The organism is Oceanicaulis sp. MMSF_3324, assembly GCF_030733545.1.
Lineage (GTDB): Bacteria > Pseudomonadota > Alphaproteobacteria > Caulobacterales > Maricaulaceae > Oceanicaulis.
Genome location: NZ_JASHIU010000005.1, coordinates 48,177 through 71,281, shown reverse-complemented (window position 1 = coordinate 71,281; position 23,105 = coordinate 48,177). Strand labels below are relative to the sequence as shown.

Here is a 23,105-nt window from a genome sequence, read left to right as displayed (position 1 = left end):
TGCCTGCCCATCCGCGATGTAGCACGGCGGGACGGAGCGGCCATCATACAATGGGGAATTTTACAGTTTTCCGCGGGCTCTTAAAGCAAAGACCCCGCCTGTCGGGCGGGGCCTTCAGAGTGCGGAAAAAGGTCGGGTCAGCGCAGCTGGGCGTGCGTGGCCGGTCCCTCGACCTGTTCAACCGGCGCCGTGATGGCGGGCTCGGCCTGGGCCAGGCCTAGAGCCTCGCCGATATTGGGCAGCTCGCCGGTGGCCAGGAAAGGCAGGCCCAGGGCCATCATCACGGAAATCACCAGGCCGATGAAGGCGCGCAGAATGTCGGTGAAGACGTCAAAGGCGGCGTCCTTGATGCCGCGCAGTTTCGCAGCGATGGAAATCGCCAGCTCCCGCCCGGCCAGCAGGCCCAGGAACACCCAGGTCGTGCTCATGGGAATGTCGTTGATTTCCTTGAAGTACATCAGGATGACGCCGAAGGCGAAGTCCACCACCGTTGCGGCGCGGACATCCACGGTATTGGTCTTGGACAGGACGATCTTCTGAATTTCGCCGCCGCGCGCCGCAAAGATGATGGCGTGAAGGCCAAGCATCAGGAGGGTGGCGAAGATCAGAAGGCCGATGGAGAAGGTGACGCTGACATCGCCGGTGACCGGGTCCACCACGGTTTCGCGCGGCAGGTAGACGAAGATGTTCGCCAGGTCCTGCATCAGCCATTGCGACCACAGGAAACCCGTCGACAGCCATTGCAGCACGAACCAAGTGTTGAAGCGGTGCGTGATGAAGGCGACGGCGATGCTGACGGCGATCACAAGGCCGGTGGCGACCCAGTTGGCCTGTGACAGGTCCGGCAGGGTCGGGCCGTTCACCAGAAGATAGACCAGAAGCGCGGTCAGGCCGGCGACCATGGGAATGTGCCAGTCCGGCGTGCCATGGTCCTCGACATCGGTCTTGAACACCCAGGTCTCGAACATGCGCGAGATCAGAAGGAAGAGGACGACGCCCGCCCCGAAGGCGACGAGATAGCCCAGCAGCGACTTGATCATCATGCTGCCCAGAACGCCCGCCGTGGCGGCGCCGCCGGTCAGCGTGAAAATGGTGAGCACGAGGAAGGTGGTGGAGACCGGAATGCCGAAACGGGTGAGGATGAGCAGCACCAGCGGCGGCAGCACATGCCACCATTGAATGCCGGTCTCGGGATAGGGAATGCGGTTCAGGCGGCCAAAGGCGATATCGCCGCCCTGACCGAAATAGCCGTAGAGCATGACTGCGACGATGATGGCCGCCGCAAAGGCCCACAGCACCAGCCAGGGACGTTTGGAGTTGGACGCCAGGAATGTGCCCAATGTCTGGATGACATCGTTCGCTACAATCGCATAGGCGGCGAACATGAAGCCTATCAGCCCGAAGAGCGGGACGCCGAAAATGCCCAGCTGCCCAAGATCCGCCATGAGATCATATCCTCTATGTACTGCCCTCAGGCGATGCAGGGACGCCCGCCGTGCGCACCCGATAGCAAGGGTGAAGCCAGCCGGAAAGTCAAAGGAACGGTTAAAGCCGCCTTTTTCAAAATTCTGTCATATCGCTGTGTCTTTCGCGACTTCCCTGTGCGCGTAGAAGGTGTTGCGGCTCGCCTGTAATAATATGTGTACCGTCTGGACGGTTTGCCTCTTGTAAAACCGTCCAGACGGTATAGATGCAGTGCAGCAAACACGCATCGCGACAGGATGGAGCGCCGGTTGAAGCCCGAAGACACCCAAAAGGCCGCCGATAAGGTCAGCACGTCGGATCTGATTCTGGACGCCGCAGAGCGTGTGGTCGCCCGTGACGGCGCACATCTGACCATTGACGCCGTGGTCAAGGAGAGCGGCTTCTCCAAGGGGGGCGTGCTCTATAACTTCCCGTCCAAGATCGCGTTGATCGAAGGCATGATCAAACGCATGACGAACCGCTTTCTGGTGCGCCATGAGGCCGCCAAAGCGCGCGCGCTTTCAGAAAACGCGCCCATGCTGCCCGCCATGCTGTGCGCCTTTTTCGATGACAAGCATGTGGACCGGCAAGTCTATATGGGCCTGCTCGCCGCCCTGGCGGAGAACCCCGAGCTGATCGAGCCTGTGCGTGAAGTGCACCTGCAGATCCGCGATGACATGCTCACTCATGCCCCTGATCCGGTCATGGGCCGGATTGCGCTTCTGGCTTCGGATGGTCTGCACTTCGCGGAAATTCTCGGACTGGAATCCTGCTCGTCGGACGAGCGCCGGGCCATAGAAGCCCGCCTCGTCGCCCTGGTGACGGAGTCTCCCCAATGATCGCCCGTACAACCCTCCTCGCAATATGCGCCCTTGGAGTCCTGGCGGCCTGTTCGCCCGCAGAGCCCGAAGAGCAGGCGCCGCCGCGCGCCGCCCGCATCGAGGCGGTCGAAGCGGCTGCAACCTCGAACCAGCGTGAATTCGTGGGACGGGTTGAGGCGCGTCTGACCGTGGACCTGTCCTTCCAGGTGGGCGGCCAGCTGGCCGAGTTCCCCGTGTCCGAGGGCGAGCTGATCGAGCAAGGCGCCATGGTGGCCCGGCTCGAAACGCAGGATTTCGAGCGCGCGCGACGCGAAGCGCAGGTGCAGCTCCAGCAGGCGCGGCAAAATCTTGATCGCCAGAGCACTCTGAATGAACGCGGCATCGCCTCGAACGCGGCGCTCGAAGACGCCCAAACCGCCTATGATTTGCGGTCGGTCGCGCTCGACAATGCGCGCCAGAACCTTGAATACGCGACCATCAACGCGCCCTTTGACGGGCTGATCAGCCGCCGTCTGGTGGACAATTACACCACGGTGTCGCCGGGTCAGCCAGTGGTTCGCATCCAGGATATCAGCGAGCTGCGGGTCGCCATTCAGGTGCCCGAAAGCCTGATCGCCCAGGTCGACCGTGAAGAGACGCCTGAAATGACGGCGCGCTTTCCCTTCCTGCCGGATCAGACCTTCTCGCTGGATTACCGTGAACTGGTTGCTGAGCCGGACCAGGCCTCCCAGACCTACACGGCTCTCCTGGCGCTGCCCGACACCCTGCCGGCGAACATTCTGCCGGGGATGACGGCTTCGGTGACGGTGAACCTGCCCCAATCGGTCTCGGCCGATCAGCAGGGCGTGGTCGCCCCGCTGTCTGCGCTCAGCTCCAATCCGGACGGATCCTTCTCGGTCTGGATCTATGATGACGAAACGGGCGCCGTCAGCCGCCGCGATGTGCTGGCGGGACCGATCGAGGGCGGCCAGGTGGTCATTCATTCCGGTCTCGAACCGGGCGAGGAGATTGTCACGGCAGGCGTCACCGCCCTGCATGAGGGCATGCTCGTGCGGCCTATCAATCCGGGCAATCGCTGATTGATCCGGTTCGGGAGCGAGACCTATGAGCGAGACCGCACAGTCTGACGCCGGCGGAAAATTCAATCTGGCCCGCCTGTCCATCGAGCGCCCGGTCCTGACCTGGATCGTGATCCTGTTCTGCCTGTTTGGCGGCGTTCAGGGCTTCATGTCGGTAGGCCGGCTGGAAGATCCCTCCTTCACCATCAAGGAAGCGATCGTGGTGACGCCCTATCCCGGCGCCACGGCGGAAGAGGTGGAGGATGAGGTCACCGAACGGCTGGAGACCGCGATCCAGCAGATGAGTCAGCTCGACGAGGTGTTCTCCGAGAGCGCGCCAGGGGTCAGCGAGATCCATGTGCGCATGCGGGACGAGTTTGACGGCTCCGAGCTGCCCCAGATCTGGGACGAGTTGAGAAAACGCATTCGCGACGCCGCCAATACCTTGCCGCCCGGTGTCCAGGAATCGGTCGTGCTGGATGATTTCGGCGATGTGTACGGCATTCTCTACGCGGTGGTCGCGCCCGGCTATTCCGACCGTGAAATCCGCGACATTGCAGACGATCTGCGCCGCGAGCTTCTGGTCGTGGACGGGGTGTCCAAGGTTCAGGTCTCCGGCGTTCCCGAAGAGCGCATCTATATCGAGATCTCCCAGGAGGATCTGGCGCGTCTGGGCCTGCCGGTGGAAGCGGTGCTGTCCACACTGTCCAATGAGAACGCCGTGGTTTCGGCCGGCGAGGCGCCGTCAGGCAACCGGCTTTTGCGGATCGAGATGCCCCAATCCATCGGCGGGGTGGAATCCATCGAGAACCTGCTGATCTCGCCCCGCGATGCAGGCCAGACCCTGCGCCTGTCCGACATCGCCACGGTGACCCGGGCCCCGGTCGAACGCGCGGACGTCTATATCTACCACAATGGCGAACCCTCCTTCACGCTGGGGGTGTCCGGTCTGGGCGACGCCAATATCGTGGATGTGGGTGAAGCGGTGGAGGCGCGACTGGCGCAGCTGGAGCAAGACCTGCCGGTGGGCGTCGAGCTCAAGCCGATCTACGAACAGCACACGGTGGTGGCGGAAGCGACCAATGGCTTCCTGATCAATCTGGCTCTGTCGGTGGGCATCGTCATCGGGGTCTTGTGCCTGTTCATGGGCTGGCGGGCCGGCGTGACGGTGGGGGCGGTCCTGTTCCTGACCGTGCTGGGCACGCTGTTCTTCATGAACGCCTTTGACATTACCATGCAGCGCATCTCGCTAGGCGCGCTGATCATCGCCATGGGCATGCTGGTGGATAACGCCATCGTGGTCACCGAAGGCATCCAGGTCTCCGTCCAGCGCGGCGAGGACCGGATGAAGGCGGCCGAAGACGCGGTGTCCTCCACTGAATGGCCCCTGCTGGGCGCCACCATCATCGGGATTATGGCGTTTTCGGGCATCGGCCTGTCGCCGGACTCCACCGGTGAATTCCTGTTCTCCCTGTTCGCGGTGATCGGCATTTCCCTGATGCTGAGCTGGGTGCTGGCCATCACGGTCGCGCCCATGATCGCCTATCACCTGTTCAAGGGGGAGAAGGCGGACCCTGAGTCAGACCCCCATCGCCACGGCATGTACGGCGCCTATCGCCGGATGCTGATCCTCGCGCTCAAGCACCGGATCGTGACACTGGGCGCGCTGGTGGTGATCTTCATCGCCTCCATCATCGGGTTTGGCTCGGTGCGTCAGGCCTTCTTCCCCAACTCCAATACGCCCATGTTCTATGTGAACATGATGATGCCCCAGGGGGCCGATATCCTCGACACCGATGCGGTGGTTCAGGATGTGGCCCGGTTTGCGGGCGAGCAGGCGGATGCGCGGTCCGTGGACGCCTTTGTGGGCCGGGGCGCGACGCGCTTCATGCTGACCTATGCCAGTGAGCAACCCAACCCCGCCTATGGCCAGTTGATCGTCCAGACCGAAACGCTGGACGAGATCCCGCCGCTCGCGGACTCCATCCTCGCCTATATCGACAACACCCATCCCCAGCTTGAAGCGCGGTCCGAGCGGATCGTCTTCGGTCCGCCCTCCGGCGCCCAGCTCGAAGCCCGGTTCATGGGACCGGACGCGGAAGTGCTGCGTACGCTCGCCAATGAAGCCATGCGTCGGCTGAACGAAGCGGGCGAGTTCCGCGATCTGCGCACGGACTGGCGCAATCGCGAGCTTGTGCTGGAGCCGCAAATCCTGGCCGAACGCGCCCGGACAATCGGCGTGACCCGCGCGGACATCGCCGAAGCGCTCAGCTATGCGACATCGGGGTCCCGAGTGGGCGTGTTCCGCGAGGGCGATCTGTTGATCCCCATCATCGCCCGGGCGCCGATCGCAGAACGCGCGACGCCGGACAGTCTGACCGACCGGCTGATCTGGAGCCCGTCACAAAACGCCTATGTGCCGATCAGCCAGGTGGTGAGCGGGTTCGAGCTCGAGGCCCATGAAAGCCTGATCCAGCGCCGCAACCGGGTCCGCACCCTGACCGTGCAGGGCAATCCGGGCTCGGATGACACCACGGCGGCGTCGGCCTTCCCGCGTTTCGCCGAAATCGTCACCCAGATCGAGCTGCCCCATGGCTACTCGCTCGAATGGGGCGGTGAGCATGAAGCGTCCAGCGAAGCCAATGAATCCCTTGGCGGCGTGCTGCCGCTCAGCTTCCTGGTGATGCTGGTGACCAGCTTTGTCCTGTTCCAGAGCGTGCGTCAGCCGCTGATCATCTGGTTGATCGTGCCCATGTCGATCTGCGGGGTATCGATGGGGCTTCTGGCGACCAATGTGGCCTTCTCCTTCACGGCGTTGCTGGGCCTTCTGTCGCTGTCGGGGATGCTGATCAAGAACGCCATCGTGCTGGTGGACGAGGTGGATCAGCGCATCAATCGCGGCGCGGCCCGCTTTGACGCCATGGTGAAGGGCTCGGTCAGCCGCTTGCGGCCGGTGCTGCTGGCGGCGGGCACGACGATCCTGGGGATGACGCCGCTGATCTTTGACGCCTTCTTCCAGGGCATGGCGGTGACCATCATCTGCGGTCTCGCTTTCGCCACGGTGCTGACCATGATCGCCACACCGGTCTTCTATGCCCTGTTCTTCCGGATCAAACCCGATGAGGTCGAGGGCAAGGCCGCGGCCTAGCTGGCGAAGGGCGGCTTCTGACGGGGCTTGGGCGCGTTGAAGGCGCGCTCGGCCGCAGTGTCGGGATAAATCAGCGAAAGCGTCGAGCCGAGCGTGTAGTACGACCGCAGGAAGCGAAAGCCCATATAGAGCGGCAGGATCGGGATGAGATCGAGCCGTCTCCAGATGATCAGCACGAACAGCGCCAGTACGAAGGGCATGCCCATGATCACGGCGATGACCGTCGCGAAGCCGGGGTGGCCATAAACGCCGCCGAACAGGAAAAACACCACCAGGCCATAGATCAGCAGTGGCGCCATCATGGCCCGTCGCGCGCCATTGAGCAGCGTGAAGGGCAGGGACACGTTCCCGATCACCGAGCCATGCTGGAACAGGACATCGCGATTATGCGCGGTCACGTGATAAAGCGAGCGGAACCAGCGCGTGCGCTGTTCGCGCAGGAAGGCGAGGGAGTCGGGCGTCTCGGTGTAGAATTTCGCCTTGGGGTCCGCGACCATGCGATAGCCCAGAGAGGCCATGCGCAGGGTGATGTCGGTGTCCTCGCCATTCATGCCTTCGGTGAACCCGCCCGCCTCATCAAGGGCGGTCTTGCGATAGATCACGAACATGCCCGGCAGGCCGAAGACGCCGCCAAAGGCGCCAAAGCCCACCTGCACGAAGCCATGACGCAGCAGGACTTCGATGGCGCGCACCTTGGATAGCAGGCCTTCGCCCTCATGGGGCAGCGGCAGGCCGCCCACGCCGCCGACCTTGTTGCTGGCGAAATGGCGCATGCCGGTCTTCAGTGCATCGCGGCCGATGACCGTGTCGGCGTCGATGCGCACCACGAACCCTTCCTCAATCAGGTCGAGCCCGCGATTGAGCGCCTTGGCCTTGCCCGGAATGGTGCTGGCGTCCACGCGCCAGCCGGCGAGGTGTTCGCATTTGGCCAGCGTGTTCTCGGCCAGTTGCGCAGTGTCATCGCTGGAGCAGTTCTCCATAACGATCACGCGCACATCGCCTTTATAGCGCGCTGCGGCGGCGTCCACGGCCAAGAGGGTTTCGCGGATCTGGTGGGCTTCATTGTGGGCGGGGATCATGACCGCCACAGGCGGGGCGAAGGCCCGACGCCGGGAGAGTTTATTGCGGATCCAGCCAATCAGCGCGAGCTGGACGCCCATGACCTGCTGGGCGAGGAAGACCCCCGGGCCCATCCCGCCCAATAGCGCGATCGAGCGCAGATACTCCGCCTCGGGAGCATAGACGGTGGAGACCAGCACGGCCGTCAGCGCCGCGATGGCGCCGGCCACGAACAGGATGGCGTATTCGTGCAGCTTGCCGCCACGCAGGACGGGCGTGCCTGAACTGACGGGCAGACGCGCCTGGCTGATCAGTGTGTGCGGGAATATGATCAGGCCCGCCATGCCGGCCAGGAATTGCTGGAAATGCACGGGCCAGACCGCGCTGGCCCATCGCCAGCTCATGAAGGCCGCCAGGTCGACGAGGGCACATGCCAGCGCGAATTTCACGACGAAACTGAAGGCGAGCATCAGCCGCTTGTCCGGTCGACCATGGGCGAACAGCGCATAGGTCAGGAAAAAGCTCAGCAAGAAGGTGCGTACGGGCAGAACCGCATTCATGCGATCCGCCGTAAAGCCGACAAAGTCCCGCGGTATCGCCACATCATACAGGGCGCGCGCCAGTTCCGGCAGGGCCAGAAGAATGATCGCGAAGAAGGTGAAGGTGACCAGTGCGACGTCCTGAATCCAGCGCGGCCGCGCGACCGAAACGCCGACAGGGGCTGAATCCACGGATCGGAAAAAATCCGTCCGGCGTCCCTGATCATCCAGACGGGCTGCGGGCTTGTCCCGTTCCGTTACGGATTCCGACGGCGCATCAACGGCATAAGTCTTGCCAGACAAGGTCTCAGGTGACGGGTCTTTGTCCTTGAGCATGGGCGCGACGCCTTACCGCTTCATGACGCGTTCAGGTTCGCCCGCGTACTGGATTATCTGTCAGGTTTAACGAAGCATTAAAACCATGTTTCAGGAAGGGCAATTCCATCTCGACCGCAGATGGGATCAGGGGTGACACGATGAACGACTTCAAGCGGATCTGCTGTTTCACCGTGGGACTGGCTGCGCTTTGCACGGGCGCGGCCCAGGCGGACGGGCGCTTCGAGCTTCACTCCACGAACATGCTCACCCGGTCGGATCCGTTCTCGGCGGATGAAGAGCTGACCGCTTTCGGCGCGGGGGTGTTCGATCTTGAGACAGGTTGGGATTCCAACACCTGGGTGCGCCGCGTTCAGCCCTTGTCCGGTCGTCAGGTCCTGCGGTTTGAAGGACAGGTAAGGCTTCGGGGCTATCCTGATCGTGATGAACTGAACTCGGTTCTGGTCACGCCGCGCGTCCAGTACTGGAACACGACCTCGGACAACACGCTCCAGCTGCGCCTGTCGGCCGGGTATAGCGCGCTCAGCCGCGATGGCGACGCGCACTGGACCCGTCCCGAGGCCGAAGCCCAGTTGCGCTGGCGGCCCGAAGGCGATCGGAGCCTGGAAACCGTCGTTCGGGTGCGCGCCAACGCCTATGACTTTGAGCGCGCCAATCTGCAGGGTCTTGATTCAGAACGCCTGCGCATTGGCGTTGAGCAATTCTTCCGCCCGATGGATGAGGCGCTGACGGTGCGCCTCTCCGCCTATTTCGAGCAGGCCGACGCCGATGAAGAGCGGTTCTCCTTTGATGAAACCCGCCTGCGCGGCGAGGTCGTCTGGAATATCGATGAGAAGAGCTCTGCGGCGCTAATCGCGGACTTCCGCGATCGCGAATACGACGCCTCCTTCTCGACTCAGGAACCGTTCGCCCGCGAAGACGAGCGCTTCGAGATCGAGGCGCGGTATGAGCGGGAGCTGACAGAGCGCGTGAACGCGTTCGTGGCGGCGGGCTATCTCGACAACCGATCCAATATCCGGGCGCGCGATTATGACGGCGCGACTTTCCGCGCCGGCTTTTCGCTCACACTCTAAAGGCCGGCTACCCCATGGCGCAGGCCAGTCCAACAGGCTCCAGCGAGGCGCAAGCGCCCGTCGGGATCAACAGATTTTCTCTCTCGCACGCGATGGGCGCTGAATATTCGGCAGACCGGAGCGGCTCTGAAAAAGGGGCGAGTTCGATATGAAAACCAATCGCGAATACAAGCGACGCTTTCCCTGGTTCTCCGCCTCTCTGGGCGTGATCGCGCTCGCCAGCGTGGCGACCCTGTTTGTCTCCGGGCAGCTCAATGCCGGTCATGGCGAGTTCGGTCTGTTCGTCCGTCAGGTCTTTGACCGGCTGACCACCGCCCAGGCGGCGCTTGGGCGCGATGGCCGCTATGATGTGAGCTTCGCTGATGCGGGCCATGCTGATGGCCTCGTGGTGTCGGGCTATCCGTCCTACGCCTCCGCGACCTTGCCCTTGGTGCGCGACCAGAAGACCCGGGCGGTGCGCCTGGTTCTGGAGGGGCGTCAGGATGTCAGCCTGGATGCTGTGACCGCCCTGCGCGTCACGGTGAATGGCCGCCGGGTCATGGAGCGCGTGCTCGCCCCTGGGCAACGTGATTTCAACTGGGTGTTTGATCTGACCGATCAGCTCGATGGCTCGACCGAAGCCCGCGTCGCCGTGCAGCTGGCGGGCGATGTCTCCGCCGAGGTCTGCCATTCGGACCGCTCCATGGGCGCGGTGCTCACCCTGAACCCGCGTTCGGGCATGGAAATCGAGCTTGAGGGTCCGCTCACCTCGGTGCGCGACGTGCTGGCGCTGACGCCGCGTCATGTCGTGATCGCCATGGATGAGGGCCAGGACTGGTTTGAAATCTCCACCCGGCTGGGCGCGCGTCTGAACCGCAACGGATTTGTGGTGACCATGATGGACCTCGCCGACGCCATGGCGGCGGTGGATTCCGGCCTTGAAGGCGTGATCCTGGCGGGCTCGCGGGAAAACTTGCAGCGTGCCGGTTTCCAGCCTGTGGGCCAGGGGGCGCCGGCCGGCGCCAGCCTCTGGCGACGCGCGGGCGGGACCATGGTGGCGGTGACCGATCCGGAACGCATCGACACCGTGCGCTTCCTGACGAGCGAACTGTCCACGATCGCCCGCGGCGTTTCCGTGGACCCGGTCCAGTTCTTTTCCGCTCGCGGGCCGGCGGTCCTGACGCTTGATGCGTTGGGAGTGGACACCAGCGTGCAGCAGGTCTCTGACCGTCGCGAATGGCGCTTTGACTATGATCTGGCGAGCGCGCCTCACGGGCGCGTGGCCGATGGCGTTGGGCTGGATTTCCGGCTGCCTGATGGTCCGGTCGGCGTGACGACCGTGGCCCATGTGGCGCTGAACGGACAGCTCATTGATTCCCGTCGCCTGGGCGGTTCGGGGCAGGTGCGTTATCGCGTGGATCTGCCTGCGCAGGGGCAGGGCCTGTCCAATGAGATCGCGGTCGCGCTCCAGCGCCAGCGTGACGATGGCGGCTGTGAGATTTCCCAGCAGCGTTACCCCGTGCAACTGGCCAGCGACAGCGCGCTTCTGTTTGAAGGCGATCGCGATGAGCGCGGCTTCACCGCCTTGCCGGGGGCGTTCGCCGAAGGGCTGGAAGTGCGCCTGCCCGACATGATGAGCATGGATCAGCGCCTGGTCATGGCGCGGGTTACGGCGGAATCGCTGGCTCTGTTCGCGCCGGCGGAAGCGGATCTGAGCTATCGGTTCGTACCGACCGATAATGGCCGGTCCGAGCCCGTGGGGCGTCCCTTCCTGGCCATCAACAATGCCCCGGGCAATGTGAGCTCGCCCTTGCGGGTCTATGCCGACCGTCTGGTGATGCAGTCGGGCGCGGGGCTGGACGTGGATGTGCGCGCCCTGTCAGACCTCACCCTGTTGCAGGTTTCGGAAGCGGAGATTGCGCCGTCCGGGGCCCAGGCCGCGCCGGTCTACATTCCCGGTCTGGTGGTGCACGCCATTGATGATGCGCCGTCCATGCTGGGCGCGCATCTGGGGCAGGATGATATCGCCATCATCCATGCCGACGGCGTGTCGATGTCGCCGGGCGGTGCGGGCGCATCGACCATTATGGGCTTCGAATAGTCCATTTCACTCTATGTTAAGACCTTCGCAAGGTCGGTGCGCTCTGGTGTTCGTCTAAATGACTTAGGGACCGGGGTGATTCGCTCCGGCTGGGACGTATGGAGCTGGCCACCGCAGACGCTGTTCAACCCCGCGAGGGAGAAGCGGCGTTCATCCTGCAATTGCGCCCCCCGGCGACGGCACATGCCGATGCGCTGGCGACGGAGCTTGAGCGCTTCACATCCCTGTATCTGGAACGGGCAGCGGCCGAGCATGTGCGATTCACGCCGCTGGGCGCTCTGACCTGGGCGTTGTGCGCGCCGGTCGAAAGCGTGGATGAGGTGGATGCGGCCTGTGACGAGCTGGCCCAGACCCTGTTTGGCGACCCGTCGAGCGAAGCCGTGCATCTCGCCCGCCAGCCCGATCATCCCCGCAAGGAGGATTTCGGCATCCAGAACCAGTCGCTCTCCGATGAAGAGGGCGAAGCTGTCATGGATGATCTGGCCGAGCATGAATGGGACTTCGCAACGGGCGAGGATGACCGTTCTGACGCTGAAGAAGCCTCCAATGACGGCGTTGTCGACCTTGAAGCGGATGATGACGACGATACGGTCGATCTCGACGATTTCGTGCCGCCGCCCGAGCTTCAGGATGACTGGGAGCTTGAAAACCCGATTGAGTCTGAAGCGTCCGAGATGATGGAGGACGCAGCGTCCGAAGCCGAAGCGGCGGACGACGCGGCCTTGTCGGTTCAGGACAACGAGGCTGCGGAGCCTGAAGCGCCTGAAGGTGATCAACCGACCGATGAAGACCCGTTTGCGGTGAGTGAGGCGGACGCGTTTGACGAGCCGATCGCGTTCGATCCCGACATCGAAGATCCTCAAGCCGAAGAGACCGATGTCGCAAACATCGACAGCTTTGAGGCTGAGGCCGAGAGCGCAGACATCGAGACCGCCCAGGACCCGGAAACGATTTCAGAGCCGGCGACTGAGCCCGATGCCGTCCTGACGGAGGAAGCGTCAGACGAAGACGTTTCAGCTGATCGGGACGAACCGGATCTGGAGTATGACGCGGAGCCGGCGACTGAGCCGGCGTTTGATGCGGCGCTCGAGGACGACATTCGCGATACGCTTGATATCGAGGACGAGCTTGAAGACTTCGTCCTCGAGGATGAGGAATCCCGTCCGCCCCAGACCGAGATCTGGGATGAGGATGTGGACACGGTCGATATTGACGATATCGCAGCCTCTGCACTGCATGAGACCCGACTGGGCAGCAATCTGGACGTGGCGGCGGAGCTGAACGCGTTCCGTGAGGAAATGCGCGCCATCGCCCAGTCCATTCCGGCTGGCGGGCTGGACGCCACCCTGTCTGATTTCCGGGCAGGGCTGGAATCCCTGTCGGGCGAGCTGGGCCAGCGCGTGGACGGCGCGGCGCAACGCATTGAAGCTGCGGTGGGTCAGCTGGACGTGGATCGCTATGATGCCGCCAGTCATCGCGTGGAAAGCGCGGCGAGCCTGATGGAGACCAGCATCCAGGAAGCGCTTGCGGCGCTCAAGCAGGCTGGCGCGGCCATGTCCGCTCCTACGGAATCGGACATGTTCGAGGCTCAGGAGCAGGATTCGCTCTAGTCCGTACCTTTCCGCTTGTTAATGAACATCGCGTAATGTTACGCTTCAGTCGTGTTCGCCGGGGAGGGCGTTATGCGACTGATTATGGTGATTGCTGGTGTGGGCCTTCTGGCTCTGGGTGCGTCAGGTCTTGCGATGACCGGTTTGAAGACCGGATTGTGCAAGGAACAGACGCAAGAAGCGATTCGCTTCGTCGAGCGGTTCCTGGACAGCGCGCCTGACGGGTTTGATATCGCTCCGGTGCGCCGCAGCTAATTCTCAATCATTACGACGCGGCGGCCTGGGAATGAAGGCCGGAGTGCGCGACTTGTAAGCGGCGTAAGCCGGACGGCGCGTTTCCATGCCCGCTTCCTGCATCGTCACGCCCGACAGCTTGAGCAAGGTGAAGGTGATGAAGACCGGCCCGGGCAGCGCCAGCGCGCCCCAGCCTGTCTCGGCCGCCACCAGCCAGAGCCCCCACCAGACACAGACTTCGCCGAAATAATTGGGATGCCGGCTCCAGGCCCACAGCCCAGTGTCGAGCACCTGGCCCCGCTTGTCGGGATCATGTTTGAAGCGCGCAAGCTGATGATCGGCCAGTGTTTCAAATCCGATACCGAACAGCGCCAACGCGCCGCCCAGACACCCGATCAGGCCGAGCGGGGTCTCTAGTGCGAAGGCCTGTCCGAGCTGGACGGGCAGGCTCGTCAGCCAGAGCAGCACAGCCTGAGGCAGGAAGACAAAGATCAGAGTGGTTCGGGCATAGCTCCAGCCGCGCTTCTCACGCACATCGCTGAGCAGTTTCTGATAGCGGCGGTCCGCCCCTTCCGCCCGCCAGCGCAGCAAGAGATGGGCGCCCAGCCGCACGCCCCAGATCAGCGTGAGACCTGTGACAAGCATGTGTCGCCATGTCGCGCCCTGTGTTGCGGCCAGGGTGATCAAGGCGATCAGCACAATCCCGCCCGCCCAGAACGCATCCACGAAACTGGGGTCGCGATTGACTTGGGCTAGAAGCCAAAGCGCTGAAAATAATATGAGAACAGCCCCCAGATTCAGGGCGAGCAGGCTGAGGACGCTCATGATGCGAGTTCGGCTCCTGTGGGCGTCAGAAAGGTCGGAAGACCGCACGCCAGTTGGTCACGCCCATACAAACAGATGCCCGGGCTGAGCGGAAGACTTGTCAGACGGCCTGCAACGCATCAATTATCAAAATTGGAAACTCTTGAACCGACAAAGGGTCGCCTGATGGCCGCCGACACCGACATGCTTGAACTTGAACTGGCTGATCTGCGCGAGCGTGCAGACGAGGTCGCCAGTCTGATGAAGATCCTGGCCCATCCCGGCCGTCTTCTCGTGGCGTGCGAATTGATGGAGGGTGAGTGTTCGGTCTCCGAAATCGAGGCCCGCACGGGCGTCCGGCAGCCGAACCTGTCTCGTGATCTCGCCCGCATGCGGGACGCGGGTCTGGTGACCCCGCGCCGCGACGCCAAGCATGTCTATTACAGTCTGGCGGATGCCCGCATCCAGAAGCTGGTGGCGGCGCTGTGCCTGGCCTTTGGTCCGAAACCGTCAAAAGGGAGCGCAACGTGACGACGACAGCCTCCGACACCCTATCGATTCCGACGGTCAAAGCCTTCTTTGACCCTGGCACGTTCACCGTCAGTTACGTGGTGTCCGATCCCGCCACCCGGAAGGCGGCGATCATAGATTCCGTGCTCGATTACGATTCCAAGTCCGGCCGGACCAATCACAAGAGCGCGGACGCCATCATCGCCTATGTAACCGAGCAGGGGCTGGATGTGGACTGGGTGCTGGAGACCCATGTGCACGCCGACCATCTGTCCGCTGCGCCTTATCTGAAAGACAAGCTGGGCGGGCAGCTGGCGATCGGCGCCAATATCCGCACGGTCCAGGATGTCTTCGGGAAAGTGTTCAATGCGGGCAGCGAGTTTGAGCGGGACGGATCCCAGTTCGATCATCTGTTCGAGGATGATGAGCGCTTCATGATCGGCGAGATCGAGGCGCGCACCCTGCACACGCCCGGCCATACGCCCGCCTGCATGACCTATGTCATTGGCGACGCCGCCTTTGTGGGCGATACGCTGTTCATGCCCGATTTCGGCACCGCCCGCTGTGACTTCCCCGGCGGCGATGCACGGACCCTTTATCGGTCCATCCAGAAACTCTTCGCCCTGCCGGACGCGACGCGTCTGTTCATGTGCCATGACTACAAGGCGCCGGGGCGGGACGAGTACGCCTGGGAAAGCACGGTGGCCGAGGAACGCGCCAGCAATATCCATGTGGGCGGCGGCATTGATGAAGACAGCTTTGTCGCCATGCGCGAACGGCGTGACGCCACGCTCGACATGCCCAATCTGATCCTGCCGAGCGTACAGGTGAACATGCGCGCCGGTGAATTGCCGCCCGCCGAGGATAATGGCGTGCGCTATCTGAAAATCCCCTTCGACGCGCTCTAGGAGAGAAGTTGATGACGCCGGTCCAGGTCACTGCGCAGTTTTCCATTTCCGGTCAGATCAGGCCTGAAGATGTGACAGCGCTGGCTGAGGCCGGCTTTGTGGCGCTCATCAACAACCGCCCCGACGGGGAAGCGCCGGACCAGCCCGGTTCGGCAGACATTGAGGCGGCGGCTAGGGCCGCCGGGCTCGACTATCTTCACGCGCCCATGCATGGCGCCGAGATCGCGCTTGATGATGTGGAGCGCATCCATGCGCTGACCGCCCGTGCGACCGGCAAGGTTCTGGGCTTTTGCCGCTCAGGCGCCCGCTCGCTTCTGGGGTGGGCGCTGGCCAGCGCGGCTGACTTGCCGGCGGACGAGGTCATCGAGCTGGCGAGTCGCGCGGGCCATGATCTGTCACAATTCCGGCCCCTGTTCGAGATGCGCTACGCCTCTCAGGGGTGATTTCGCGCCGTTTTCGTTGGGCGCGGCCTGTGTCACTCAAGTTTCACAATAACAAATACCGGGTGTGCACAAACGCAACACCAGTGCTGGACCCCTGTCAGAGCTAGCGAATCCGGCTTCGGGTAAAGGTTAACCATCCCTTTCGAAGCGGCGCGAAACGGGTCTGTTTTCCCGTGTCACGTCTTCGTCACGGTTCTGAAAACCCGGCGTTACAAACATGCTGTCTTTTCACGCCCCGAGCGACCGCCTGCGCCATCGGCCAGTGCGGCGTGCCTGAAGTGTTGCGCCACTTAAAGTCCCTCGGGGGGTACTCTGATGAAAGTTCAAATGTCCAAGTTCAAGCTGCTGCTGGCGGGCGTCTCTTGCGCCGTGATCGCCGCGTGTTCGGATTCGTCCATTTCCTCGCCGGGCGAAGGCCAGCTGCCGACGCCGCCGTCTCCGACCAATCCGACCAACCCGACCCCGCCCTCCACGACGGTTGATGCGCGTCCGGCCGGTGGTTGCCCGACGGGTTTCTCGTCCATCACCCAGACCCTGGGCAGCGTTGAACTGACCGCGTGTCAGACCTCCGGCACGCTCCTGGCTGACACCGTCCTTCCGGGCGCGTCCGCTACGGCTGGCCAAGGCGCAATCTACTTCCTGAACGGTCAGGTCTCTGTGGGCACGGACGCGGGCGGCGACGCCGCCAACCCGCTGACCGGCTCCACTTCGGTCAGCCTGACCATCGGCGCAGGCGCGTCCGTGGTCGGCGGCAGCACCGCTGACTATCTCACCGTGGCGCGCGGCTCCCAGCTGATCGTGGACGGCGAGCAGTTCAACCCGGTCGTCTTCACCTCGGCTGACGACCTGGAAGCCACCCTGTCTGACAGCCCGCGCGGTTTTGACGACGGAGCCAACGCTGAATGGGGCGGCCTGATCATCAATGGTCGCGCACCGATCAATGCCTGTGACGATCCGGCGGCCATTGGCGGCGCAGCCGATTGTGAAAAGGCGGGCGAGGGCAATTCGGGCCTGTTCGGCGGCAACAGCGCCACCGACAACTCCGGTCGTCTGAACTACATGCAGGTGCGTTATGCGGGCGCGGAAGTGACCGCCGACAACGAACTGAACGGCATCGCCTTCCAGGGCGTCGGTTCGGGCACCGAGGTCGATTACGTCCAGGTCCACAACAACTTTGACGACGGCGTCGAATTCTTCGGCGGCACGGTGAACGTCAAGCACCTGGTCCTGACCCAGATCGGCGACGACTCCATGGACTACACCGACGGCTGGACGGGCAACGCCCAGTTCGTGCTGGTCCAGCAGGGCGCGCTGGACGGCTCCCGCTCCGGCGACCAGGGCTTCGAGTTCGACAACTTTGAAGATGACGATGACCGTCAGCCGCGTTCGAACCCGACCATCTCCAACTTCACCCTGATCGGCACCCAGGACACCGGCATGCTGCTGCGTGAGGGCACCGCGGGCGACCTGATGAACGGCATCGTCACCGGCTTCCCCGATGAGGCTTGCCTGGACATCGACGACAGCTCTTCCCACGCCCAGGCGGGCGCCGGTGAGTTGACGCTGAACTCCACCTTCTTCTCGTGCACCAACGCCAATTTCCGCCAGGACGACACCCCGTCCTTCTCGGAAGAAGACTTCTTCAACGGCGTCGCGCCTTACACCGCGAACCAGAACAATGTTGAGGGCTCGTCCTCGCTGGTCGGCACCTTCTTCCCGGGTTCCAACGAGCAGGGCGTGACCGCGACCGACCCGACGACCGCTGCGCTGGTCGACGCGGATCGCCGCGCCTTCTTTGACAGCGTGGATTACATCGGCGCCTTCTCGCCGAACGAATCCGCGGGTAACTCCTGGGCCACCGGCTGGACCTTCGGCCTGTTCCCGGAAGTCACCGAATGCCCGACCGGCACGGTGGACTCCGGCGAATCCATTGGCGGCCAGTTCGTCTGCCGCATCACCGGCACCATCGACCGCGACGTTCGTCTGGTCGCTGGCCCGCTCTATGAGCTCGTCGGCGCCGTCTTCGTCGGCATCGATGCGGGCGCTGACGCGGCCAACCCGAACGCCAATGCGCTGGAAGCGACCCTGACCATCGATCCGGGCGTGACCGTGTTCGGTCGTTCGACTGCAGACTACCTGGTCGTGTCCCGCGGCTCGCAACTGCAATCGAACGGTTCGCGCGGCGCGCCGGTCATCATGACCTCGCGTGCGGACATCCTGGCGGCGGCTGCCGGCAATGATCGCGGCTACAACACCGGCAACAACGCCGAATGGGGCGGCCTGATCATCAATGGTCGCGCTCCGATCAACGCCTGTGACGATCCGGCGGCTGTCGGCGGCACCGTGGATTGCGAAAAGGCGGGCGAAGGCTCTTCGGGCCTGTTCGGCGGCGCAGACGCGTCTGACAGCTCCGGCTCCATCCGCTACACCCGCGTCCAGTACGCTGGCGCTGAGGTGACCGCGGACAACGAGCTGAACGGCATCGCCTTCCAGGGCGTCGGCAACGGCACCACGGTCGAGTATGTCCAGGTCCACAACAACTTTGACGATGGCGTCGAATTCTTCGGCGGCACCGTGAACGTGAAGAACCTGCTGCTGACCCAGATCGGCGACGACTCCATGGATTACACCGATGGCTGGACGGGCAACGCCCAGTTCGTGCTGGTGGTCCAAGGCGATCTGGACGGCTCCCGCTCCGGCGACCAGGGCTTCGAGTTCGACAACTTTGAAGATGACGATGATCGCGCTCCGCGTTCGAACCCGACCATCTCCAACTTCACCCTCGTTGGCTCCCAGGACACCGGCATGCTGCTACGTGAGGGCACCGCAGGCGATCTGATGAACGGCATCGTGATCGGCTTCCCCGATGAGGCCTGCCTCGATGTGGACGACAATTCGAGCCACAACCAGGCCGCCGCTGGCGAACTGACCCTGCGCTCGACCTTCTTCGATTGCGCCACCGACTTCTCTGGCGACAGCGACGGCTTCTCTGAAGAGGACTTCTTCAACGGCGTCGCGCCGTATACCGCCAATGTGAACAACGTGGCCGGCTCCACCACCGTCACCCAGGTCTTCGTGCCGGGCTCCGCCGAACAGGCTGTGACCGTCATCGACCCGACCACCGACGCCCTGGTGGACGCCAACCGCCGCGCCTTCTTCGACAGCGTCACCTATATCGGCGCCGTGGAGAACGCATCTGACGAGCGCTTCAAAGGCTGGACCCTGCTGCCGGCCGGCGCACCGAACTAATCCAGAGCCGATGGACGGCCGCTCCGCAGGGCTGCGGGGCGGCCTCTCCTAAGCAAGTTTTGAAATGGGGAATATGATGCTCAACAATCGCATCGCGTTCACCGCGGCTCTGCTGTCTGGCGTCTGCGTGGCGCCTTTGACGGTGGCTTCGGCTCAGGAGGCGACCGCCGCCTCGCAAGCAGAAGACGTCGTGGTGGTTCGTTACCAATATGTGCCGGACGACAAGCGCGCCACCTCCGAGGTGGCCAGCTTCCTGTCCGCGGACGATTTCGTGCTCACCGGGGATTCCAGCGTTGCTGACGCGCTGGGCCGTGTTTCCGGCATCACCATCTCGGACGGCCGTTTCCCGGTCGTGCGGGGTCTGAACGAGCGTTACTCCAACACGCTTCTAAACGGTTCGCCGCTGGCGTCGCCGGAACCCCTGCTGCGCGCGGCGCCGCTGGACCTGTTCCCGACCAGCGTCGTGTCCAACGTGCTGGTCCAGAAAACCTTCTCGCCGCAATTCCCGGGTGAGTTCGGCGGCGGCCTCGTGGCCATCGAGACCTCGGCCCTGCCGGCTGAAGGTTTCTTTGAAGTGGGCCTCAGCGCAGCTGCGGACACCGAGACCAGCCTGAACACCGGCCTGCTGCACGATGGCGGTTCCAATGACCGTTGGGGCTTTGGCGACAACACCCGTCAGGTGGATGACGCCTTCAAGACCATCTTCGAGACCACGCGTGTGGGCGCCGACAACACGGTCTGGACCGATGAGACCCTGGGCGCGTTCGGACGTTCGCTGGAAAACTCCAAGCTGTGGGTTGTCCAGGAAGGCGATATCGAGCCCGATTGGGGCGTCGAGGTGGCTGGCGGCCAGCGTTTCGAGTTCGACAATTTCTCGCTGGGCCTTCTGGCCTCTGTCGGCTTTGACAATGAATGGCAGACCAAGGATGGCGCGCGCGGGGATATCACCGCGTCCAGCTCCGTGTCTTCGGGTGAGACCGTTACTCAGAACACCGAGTACGATTTCATGGAAACCACCAACAATATCGCGCTGAACGGCCTTGTGGGCCTGGGCGTGGAGTTTGGTGACCATGAGATCCAGCTTCTGTCTCTGGTTCTGCGCTCCACCGACAAGGAAACCCGCACCGAGTTCGGCAATCTGCTGCCGTCCGAGGACGAGGATTTCCGCGACGACCAGACCGCCTTCTTCGAGCGTCAGGTTTACACCTACCAGCTCTCCGGCGATCACATGTTCGAAGATCTGGGCGGCCTTGAAGCCACCTGGCGCGCCGCGTTCTCCGATGCGTCGCGCAATGCGCCGAACCAGCGTCGCGCGCGTTACGAGTTCTCCAATGTGAACGGGACCGATCGTCTGGTTCTGCGTCCGGACACCCGCGGCAACAACATCTCGTTCAGCCGCGTGGATGAAGAAGTCACCGATTACGGCATCGACTTCACCCTGCCGGTGGACGCGCTGGGCCTGTCCTGGGAATGGAAAGCCGGTTACGCGTCCAACACCCGTGATCGTTCGGCGTTCAGCCGCGACATGGCCTTCTCGGGCTCGTCGTCTGATGAATTCCGCTCCTCGCGCGTGGACTACATCTTTGCGGATCCCAATATCGGCGTTCCGTCCGAAGGCGGCACCTGGCAGATCCGCGAACGCGGCGCGTCGGGCGCGGCTGACGCCTATGACGGCGAGCTCGATGTCGAGGGCGCCTATATCGCCACCGACGTGGAGATCACGCCCTTCCTGCGCGCTGCGCTTGGCGCACGCTGGGAAAATGGCGAACTGTCCACCCGCACCTTCAACCTGGACAATCGCGGCCAGTTCACCGAAGTGACCACCGAAGAGGATTACATCCTGCCGGCGGCGACGCTGACCTGGACCTTCGCGGATAACCTGCAGGCGCGTTTCGGTTACTCTGAAACCATCACCCGCCCGCAATTCCGCGAACTGGGCTTTGCCCTGTTCACCGACACCGAGCTCGACCAGCGTTTCGTGGGCAACCCGTACCTGGTGGACACCGAGATCACCAACTATGACGCGCGCCTGGAATGGTATTTCGGCCGCAATCAGTTCGTGACCGCCGGCGTCTTCTACAAAGAGCTGGAAAACCCGATCGTTGAATATCTCTTCAACGCTGCGGAAGAGCCGGTGAATTCCTATCTCAATGCGCCCGAAGCGGACATCTGGGGCTTCGAGATCGAGTTCGAGAAGACCTTCGACATGGCCGACACCTTCGGCGATGACGGCTTCTGGAGCGACGCCGAGGTGTTCGTGAACACGAACTATACCTACAGCCAGTCCGAGATCTCGGTGGATCAGACCGATACCGTGATCGCGGCCGGCGTTCCGGCGGGCGGCTCCACCGATGTGGTGGTGCCGAACGAAGTGGCGGCGTTCTCGCGCATTGTGGACGGCCAGCGCCTGAACGGTCAGTCCGACCACATCGTGAACCTGCAACTGGGCTGGGAAGCCAAGAGCACGGGCACCCGCACCGCGCTTTTGCTGAACTGGAACAGCGACCGGGTCCGCACCATTCAGTTCAACGTGTCGGTCGACAACCCGAACACGCCGAATGTGGAAAGCTCTTCGTACTTCCCTGAAGTGATCGAAGAGCCGCCGCTCACGCTGGACCTGGTGCACAACCGCACCATCGACGTCCCGCGCGCCGGTGAACTCGACCTGCGTTTCGCCATCCGCAACATTCTGGGCGAGGAGTATCACTCCTACCAGGAAGCCTATGGCGAAGAACGCATCTATGAATCCTATGATCTGGGGACCACGTTCTCGATCAGCCTGAAGAAGTCCTTCTAGGGCCGGGTTCAGTTCGAAACAGGCAGGCGGGCTTTCTTCCGGGAAAGTCCGCCTTTCTGCTTCTCATTGTGTGATAACTACCGTTACAGTCCGCCCGCTTGGACCTAGGCGACCCCCAAGAGCCATGACCCGCACGCTTTCCTCCACTGCAACCGCCCCCCTGATGCGCGTGAACCGTGCACTGGCGCTGGCGTGTGCGGTGACAGCGGTCATCGTGCTGGGCTGGGTCATTGCCCGGGCGATCTGGTTTGGCCTGTTCGGCGCGGCGGCGCTGGATGTGCGGATCGATCCGCCGCGCGCGGCTGCAAGCGTGTCCAGCCGCGATGCGAGCCTGGGGGCGGCGCCGCCCACCGGCCTGTTCGCGAACCGGGCCGGCCAGGCTGTTCAAACCGAAGAGGCCGCGCCGGAGAGCCGGCTCAATATCGCCCTGCGCGGTGTCCGCGTGGGCGCAGGCGCACAAAACGGATCCGCCATCATTGATGCCGAAAACGGCCGCCAGCGCATTGTTCGCGTCGGTGACGAGATCGCGCCCGGCATCACGGTCGAGGCCATCCATCCCGACCGGATCGAAATCAACCGCCGCGGCGCGCGCGAGTCGCTCTATCTGCGCGACCGCGAACGCCGTCAGGCGCGCCAGGTCGCCAGCACCGCACCGGCGCCCCAGGCCAACACGCCGGCTTCGCCGCAGATCGACCAGCTGATTGACGAACTAGATCTGGGCCCGCGCCTGCGCGACGGCGCGCTGGTCGGGTTCGATATCGGCTCGGACGCCGATCGCACCTGGCTCGCCCGCTTCGGGCTGGAGCCGGGCGATCTCATCCTGGCGCTCAATGATACGCCGGTCAGCGCGCCTGATGCGCTGGCCCGGGCCCTTTCGAGCTCTGGCGCGTATCGCCTGAGCATCGAACGCGATGGCCAACGCCTGACCCTCACACCGTCCGCGGCTGACGCCGCCCGACAGGAGTAAGCACC

At 63.3% G+C, this 23,105-nt stretch carries 16 protein-coding genes; 13 read left to right on the top strand and 3 right to left on the bottom strand.

The window, feature by feature from the left end; genetic code table 11:
* Positions 1-137: 137 nt before the first annotated feature.
* A complete protein-coding gene (locus tag RBA95_RS06870) occupies positions 138-1,445 on the bottom strand; it encodes a hypothetical protein (RefSeq protein ID WP_306016110.1) in 1,308 nt (435 codons plus the stop codon).
* A 288-nt stretch (positions 1,446-1,733) separates the two neighbouring features.
* Here RBA95_RS06870 and RBA95_RS06865 point away from each other — a divergent pair, with 288 nt between their 5' ends.
* The 3 genes from RBA95_RS06865 to RBA95_RS06855 are packed head-to-tail and all read left to right on the top strand — an operon-like array spanning position 1,734 to position 6,491.
* Positions 1,734-2,303 carry a TetR/AcrR family transcriptional regulator gene (locus RBA95_RS06865; protein WP_306016109.1) on the top strand — a complete coding sequence of 190 codons (570 nt, stop codon included), beginning with the start codon at positions 1,734-1,736 and terminating at the stop codon, positions 2,301-2,303.
* Positions 2,300-3,364 carry an efflux RND transporter periplasmic adaptor subunit gene (locus RBA95_RS06860; protein ID WP_306016108.1) on the top strand — a complete coding sequence of 355 codons (1,065 nt, stop codon included), beginning with the start codon at positions 2,300-2,302 and terminating at the stop codon, positions 3,362-3,364. Before RBA95_RS06865 ends, RBA95_RS06860 begins: the two co-directional genes overlap by 4 nt.
* Before the next feature lie 25 nt (positions 3,365-3,389).
* The gene (locus RBA95_RS06855) at positions 3,390-6,491 is read left to right on the top strand and encodes an efflux RND transporter permease subunit (RefSeq protein WP_306016107.1); all 3,102 of its coding nucleotides are present in this window, start codon (positions 3,390-3,392) and stop codon (positions 6,489-6,491) included.
* Here the strand turns inward: RBA95_RS06855 and RBA95_RS06850 are convergent.
* Entirely contained in the window at positions 6,488-8,425 is a 1,938-nt protein-coding gene (locus RBA95_RS06850; RefSeq protein ID WP_306016106.1) for a glycosyltransferase family 2 protein, read from the bottom strand. The two genes, RBA95_RS06855 and RBA95_RS06850, sit on opposite strands and share 4 nt — an antisense overlap.
* A gap of 140 nt (positions 8,426-8,565) precedes the next feature.
* Here RBA95_RS06850 and RBA95_RS06845 point away from each other — a divergent pair, with 140 nt between their 5' ends.
* The 4 genes from RBA95_RS06845 to RBA95_RS06830 all read left to right on the top strand — a co-directional run bounded on the left by RBA95_RS06845 (position 8,566) and on the right by RBA95_RS06830 (position 13,443).
* Positions 8,566-9,498 carry a hypothetical protein gene (locus tag RBA95_RS06845; protein ID WP_306016105.1) on the top strand — a complete coding sequence of 311 codons (933 nt, stop codon included), beginning with the start codon at positions 8,566-8,568 and terminating at the stop codon, positions 9,496-9,498.
* A gap of 148 nt (positions 9,499-9,646) precedes the next feature.
* Complete coding sequence (locus RBA95_RS06840) at positions 9,647-11,578, top strand: cellulose biosynthesis cyclic di-GMP-binding regulatory protein BcsB (protein WP_306016104.1); 1,932 nt, start codon at positions 9,647-9,649, stop codon at positions 11,576-11,578.
* A 98-nt stretch (positions 11,579-11,676) separates the two neighbouring features.
* The gene (locus RBA95_RS06835; protein WP_306016103.1) at positions 11,677-13,188 is read left to right on the top strand and encodes a hypothetical protein; all 1,512 of its coding nucleotides are present in this window, start codon (positions 11,677-11,679) and stop codon (positions 13,186-13,188) included.
* Between the two features lie 72 nt (positions 13,189-13,260).
* A complete protein-coding gene (locus RBA95_RS06830) occupies positions 13,261-13,443 on the top strand; it encodes a hypothetical protein (protein ID WP_306016102.1) in 183 nt (60 codons plus the stop codon).
* 3 nt (positions 13,444-13,446) lie between these two features.
* On the opposite strand, the gene RBA95_RS06825 is transcribed toward RBA95_RS06830, so the two are convergent.
* The gene (locus RBA95_RS06825; RefSeq protein ID WP_306016101.1) at positions 13,447-14,247 is read right to left on the bottom strand and encodes a DUF1295 domain-containing protein; all 801 of its coding nucleotides are present in this window, start codon (positions 14,245-14,247) and stop codon (positions 13,447-13,449) included.
* A 165-nt stretch (positions 14,248-14,412) separates the two neighbouring features.
* Here RBA95_RS06825 and RBA95_RS06820 point away from each other — a divergent pair, with 165 nt between their 5' ends.
* From RBA95_RS06820 to RBA95_RS06795, 6 genes are all read left to right on the top strand, one after another.
* On the top strand, positions 14,413-14,757 hold the full coding sequence (locus RBA95_RS06820; protein ID WP_306016100.1) for a helix-turn-helix transcriptional regulator: 345 nt from the start codon (positions 14,413-14,415) through the stop codon (positions 14,755-14,757).
* Positions 14,754-15,644 (top strand): MBL fold metallo-hydrolase, encoded by an 891-nt coding sequence (locus RBA95_RS06815; protein ID WP_306016099.1) that lies wholly within the window; start codon positions 14,754-14,756, stop codon positions 15,642-15,644. The genes RBA95_RS06820 and RBA95_RS06815 overlap by 4 nt, the downstream gene beginning before the upstream one ends.
* Positions 15,645-15,655: 11 nt before the next feature.
* On the top strand, positions 15,656-16,087 hold the full coding sequence (locus RBA95_RS06810) for a TIGR01244 family sulfur transferase (RefSeq protein ID WP_306016098.1): 432 nt from the start codon (positions 15,656-15,658) through the stop codon (positions 16,085-16,087).
* 315 nt (positions 16,088-16,402) lie between these two features.
* Positions 16,403-19,336 carry a hypothetical protein gene (locus tag RBA95_RS06805; RefSeq protein ID WP_306016097.1) on the top strand — a complete coding sequence of 978 codons (2,934 nt, stop codon included), beginning with the start codon at positions 16,403-16,405 and terminating at the stop codon, positions 19,334-19,336.
* Between the two features lie 76 nt (positions 19,337-19,412).
* Complete coding sequence (locus RBA95_RS06800; protein WP_306016096.1) at positions 19,413-22,133, top strand: TonB-dependent receptor domain-containing protein; 2,721 nt, start codon at positions 19,413-19,415, stop codon at positions 22,131-22,133.
* A gap of 124 nt (positions 22,134-22,257) precedes the next feature.
* On the top strand, positions 22,258-23,100 hold the full coding sequence (locus tag RBA95_RS06795) for a type II secretion system protein N (protein WP_306016095.1): 843 nt from the start codon (positions 22,258-22,260) through the stop codon (positions 23,098-23,100).
* Positions 23,101-23,105: the final 5 nt, after the last annotated feature.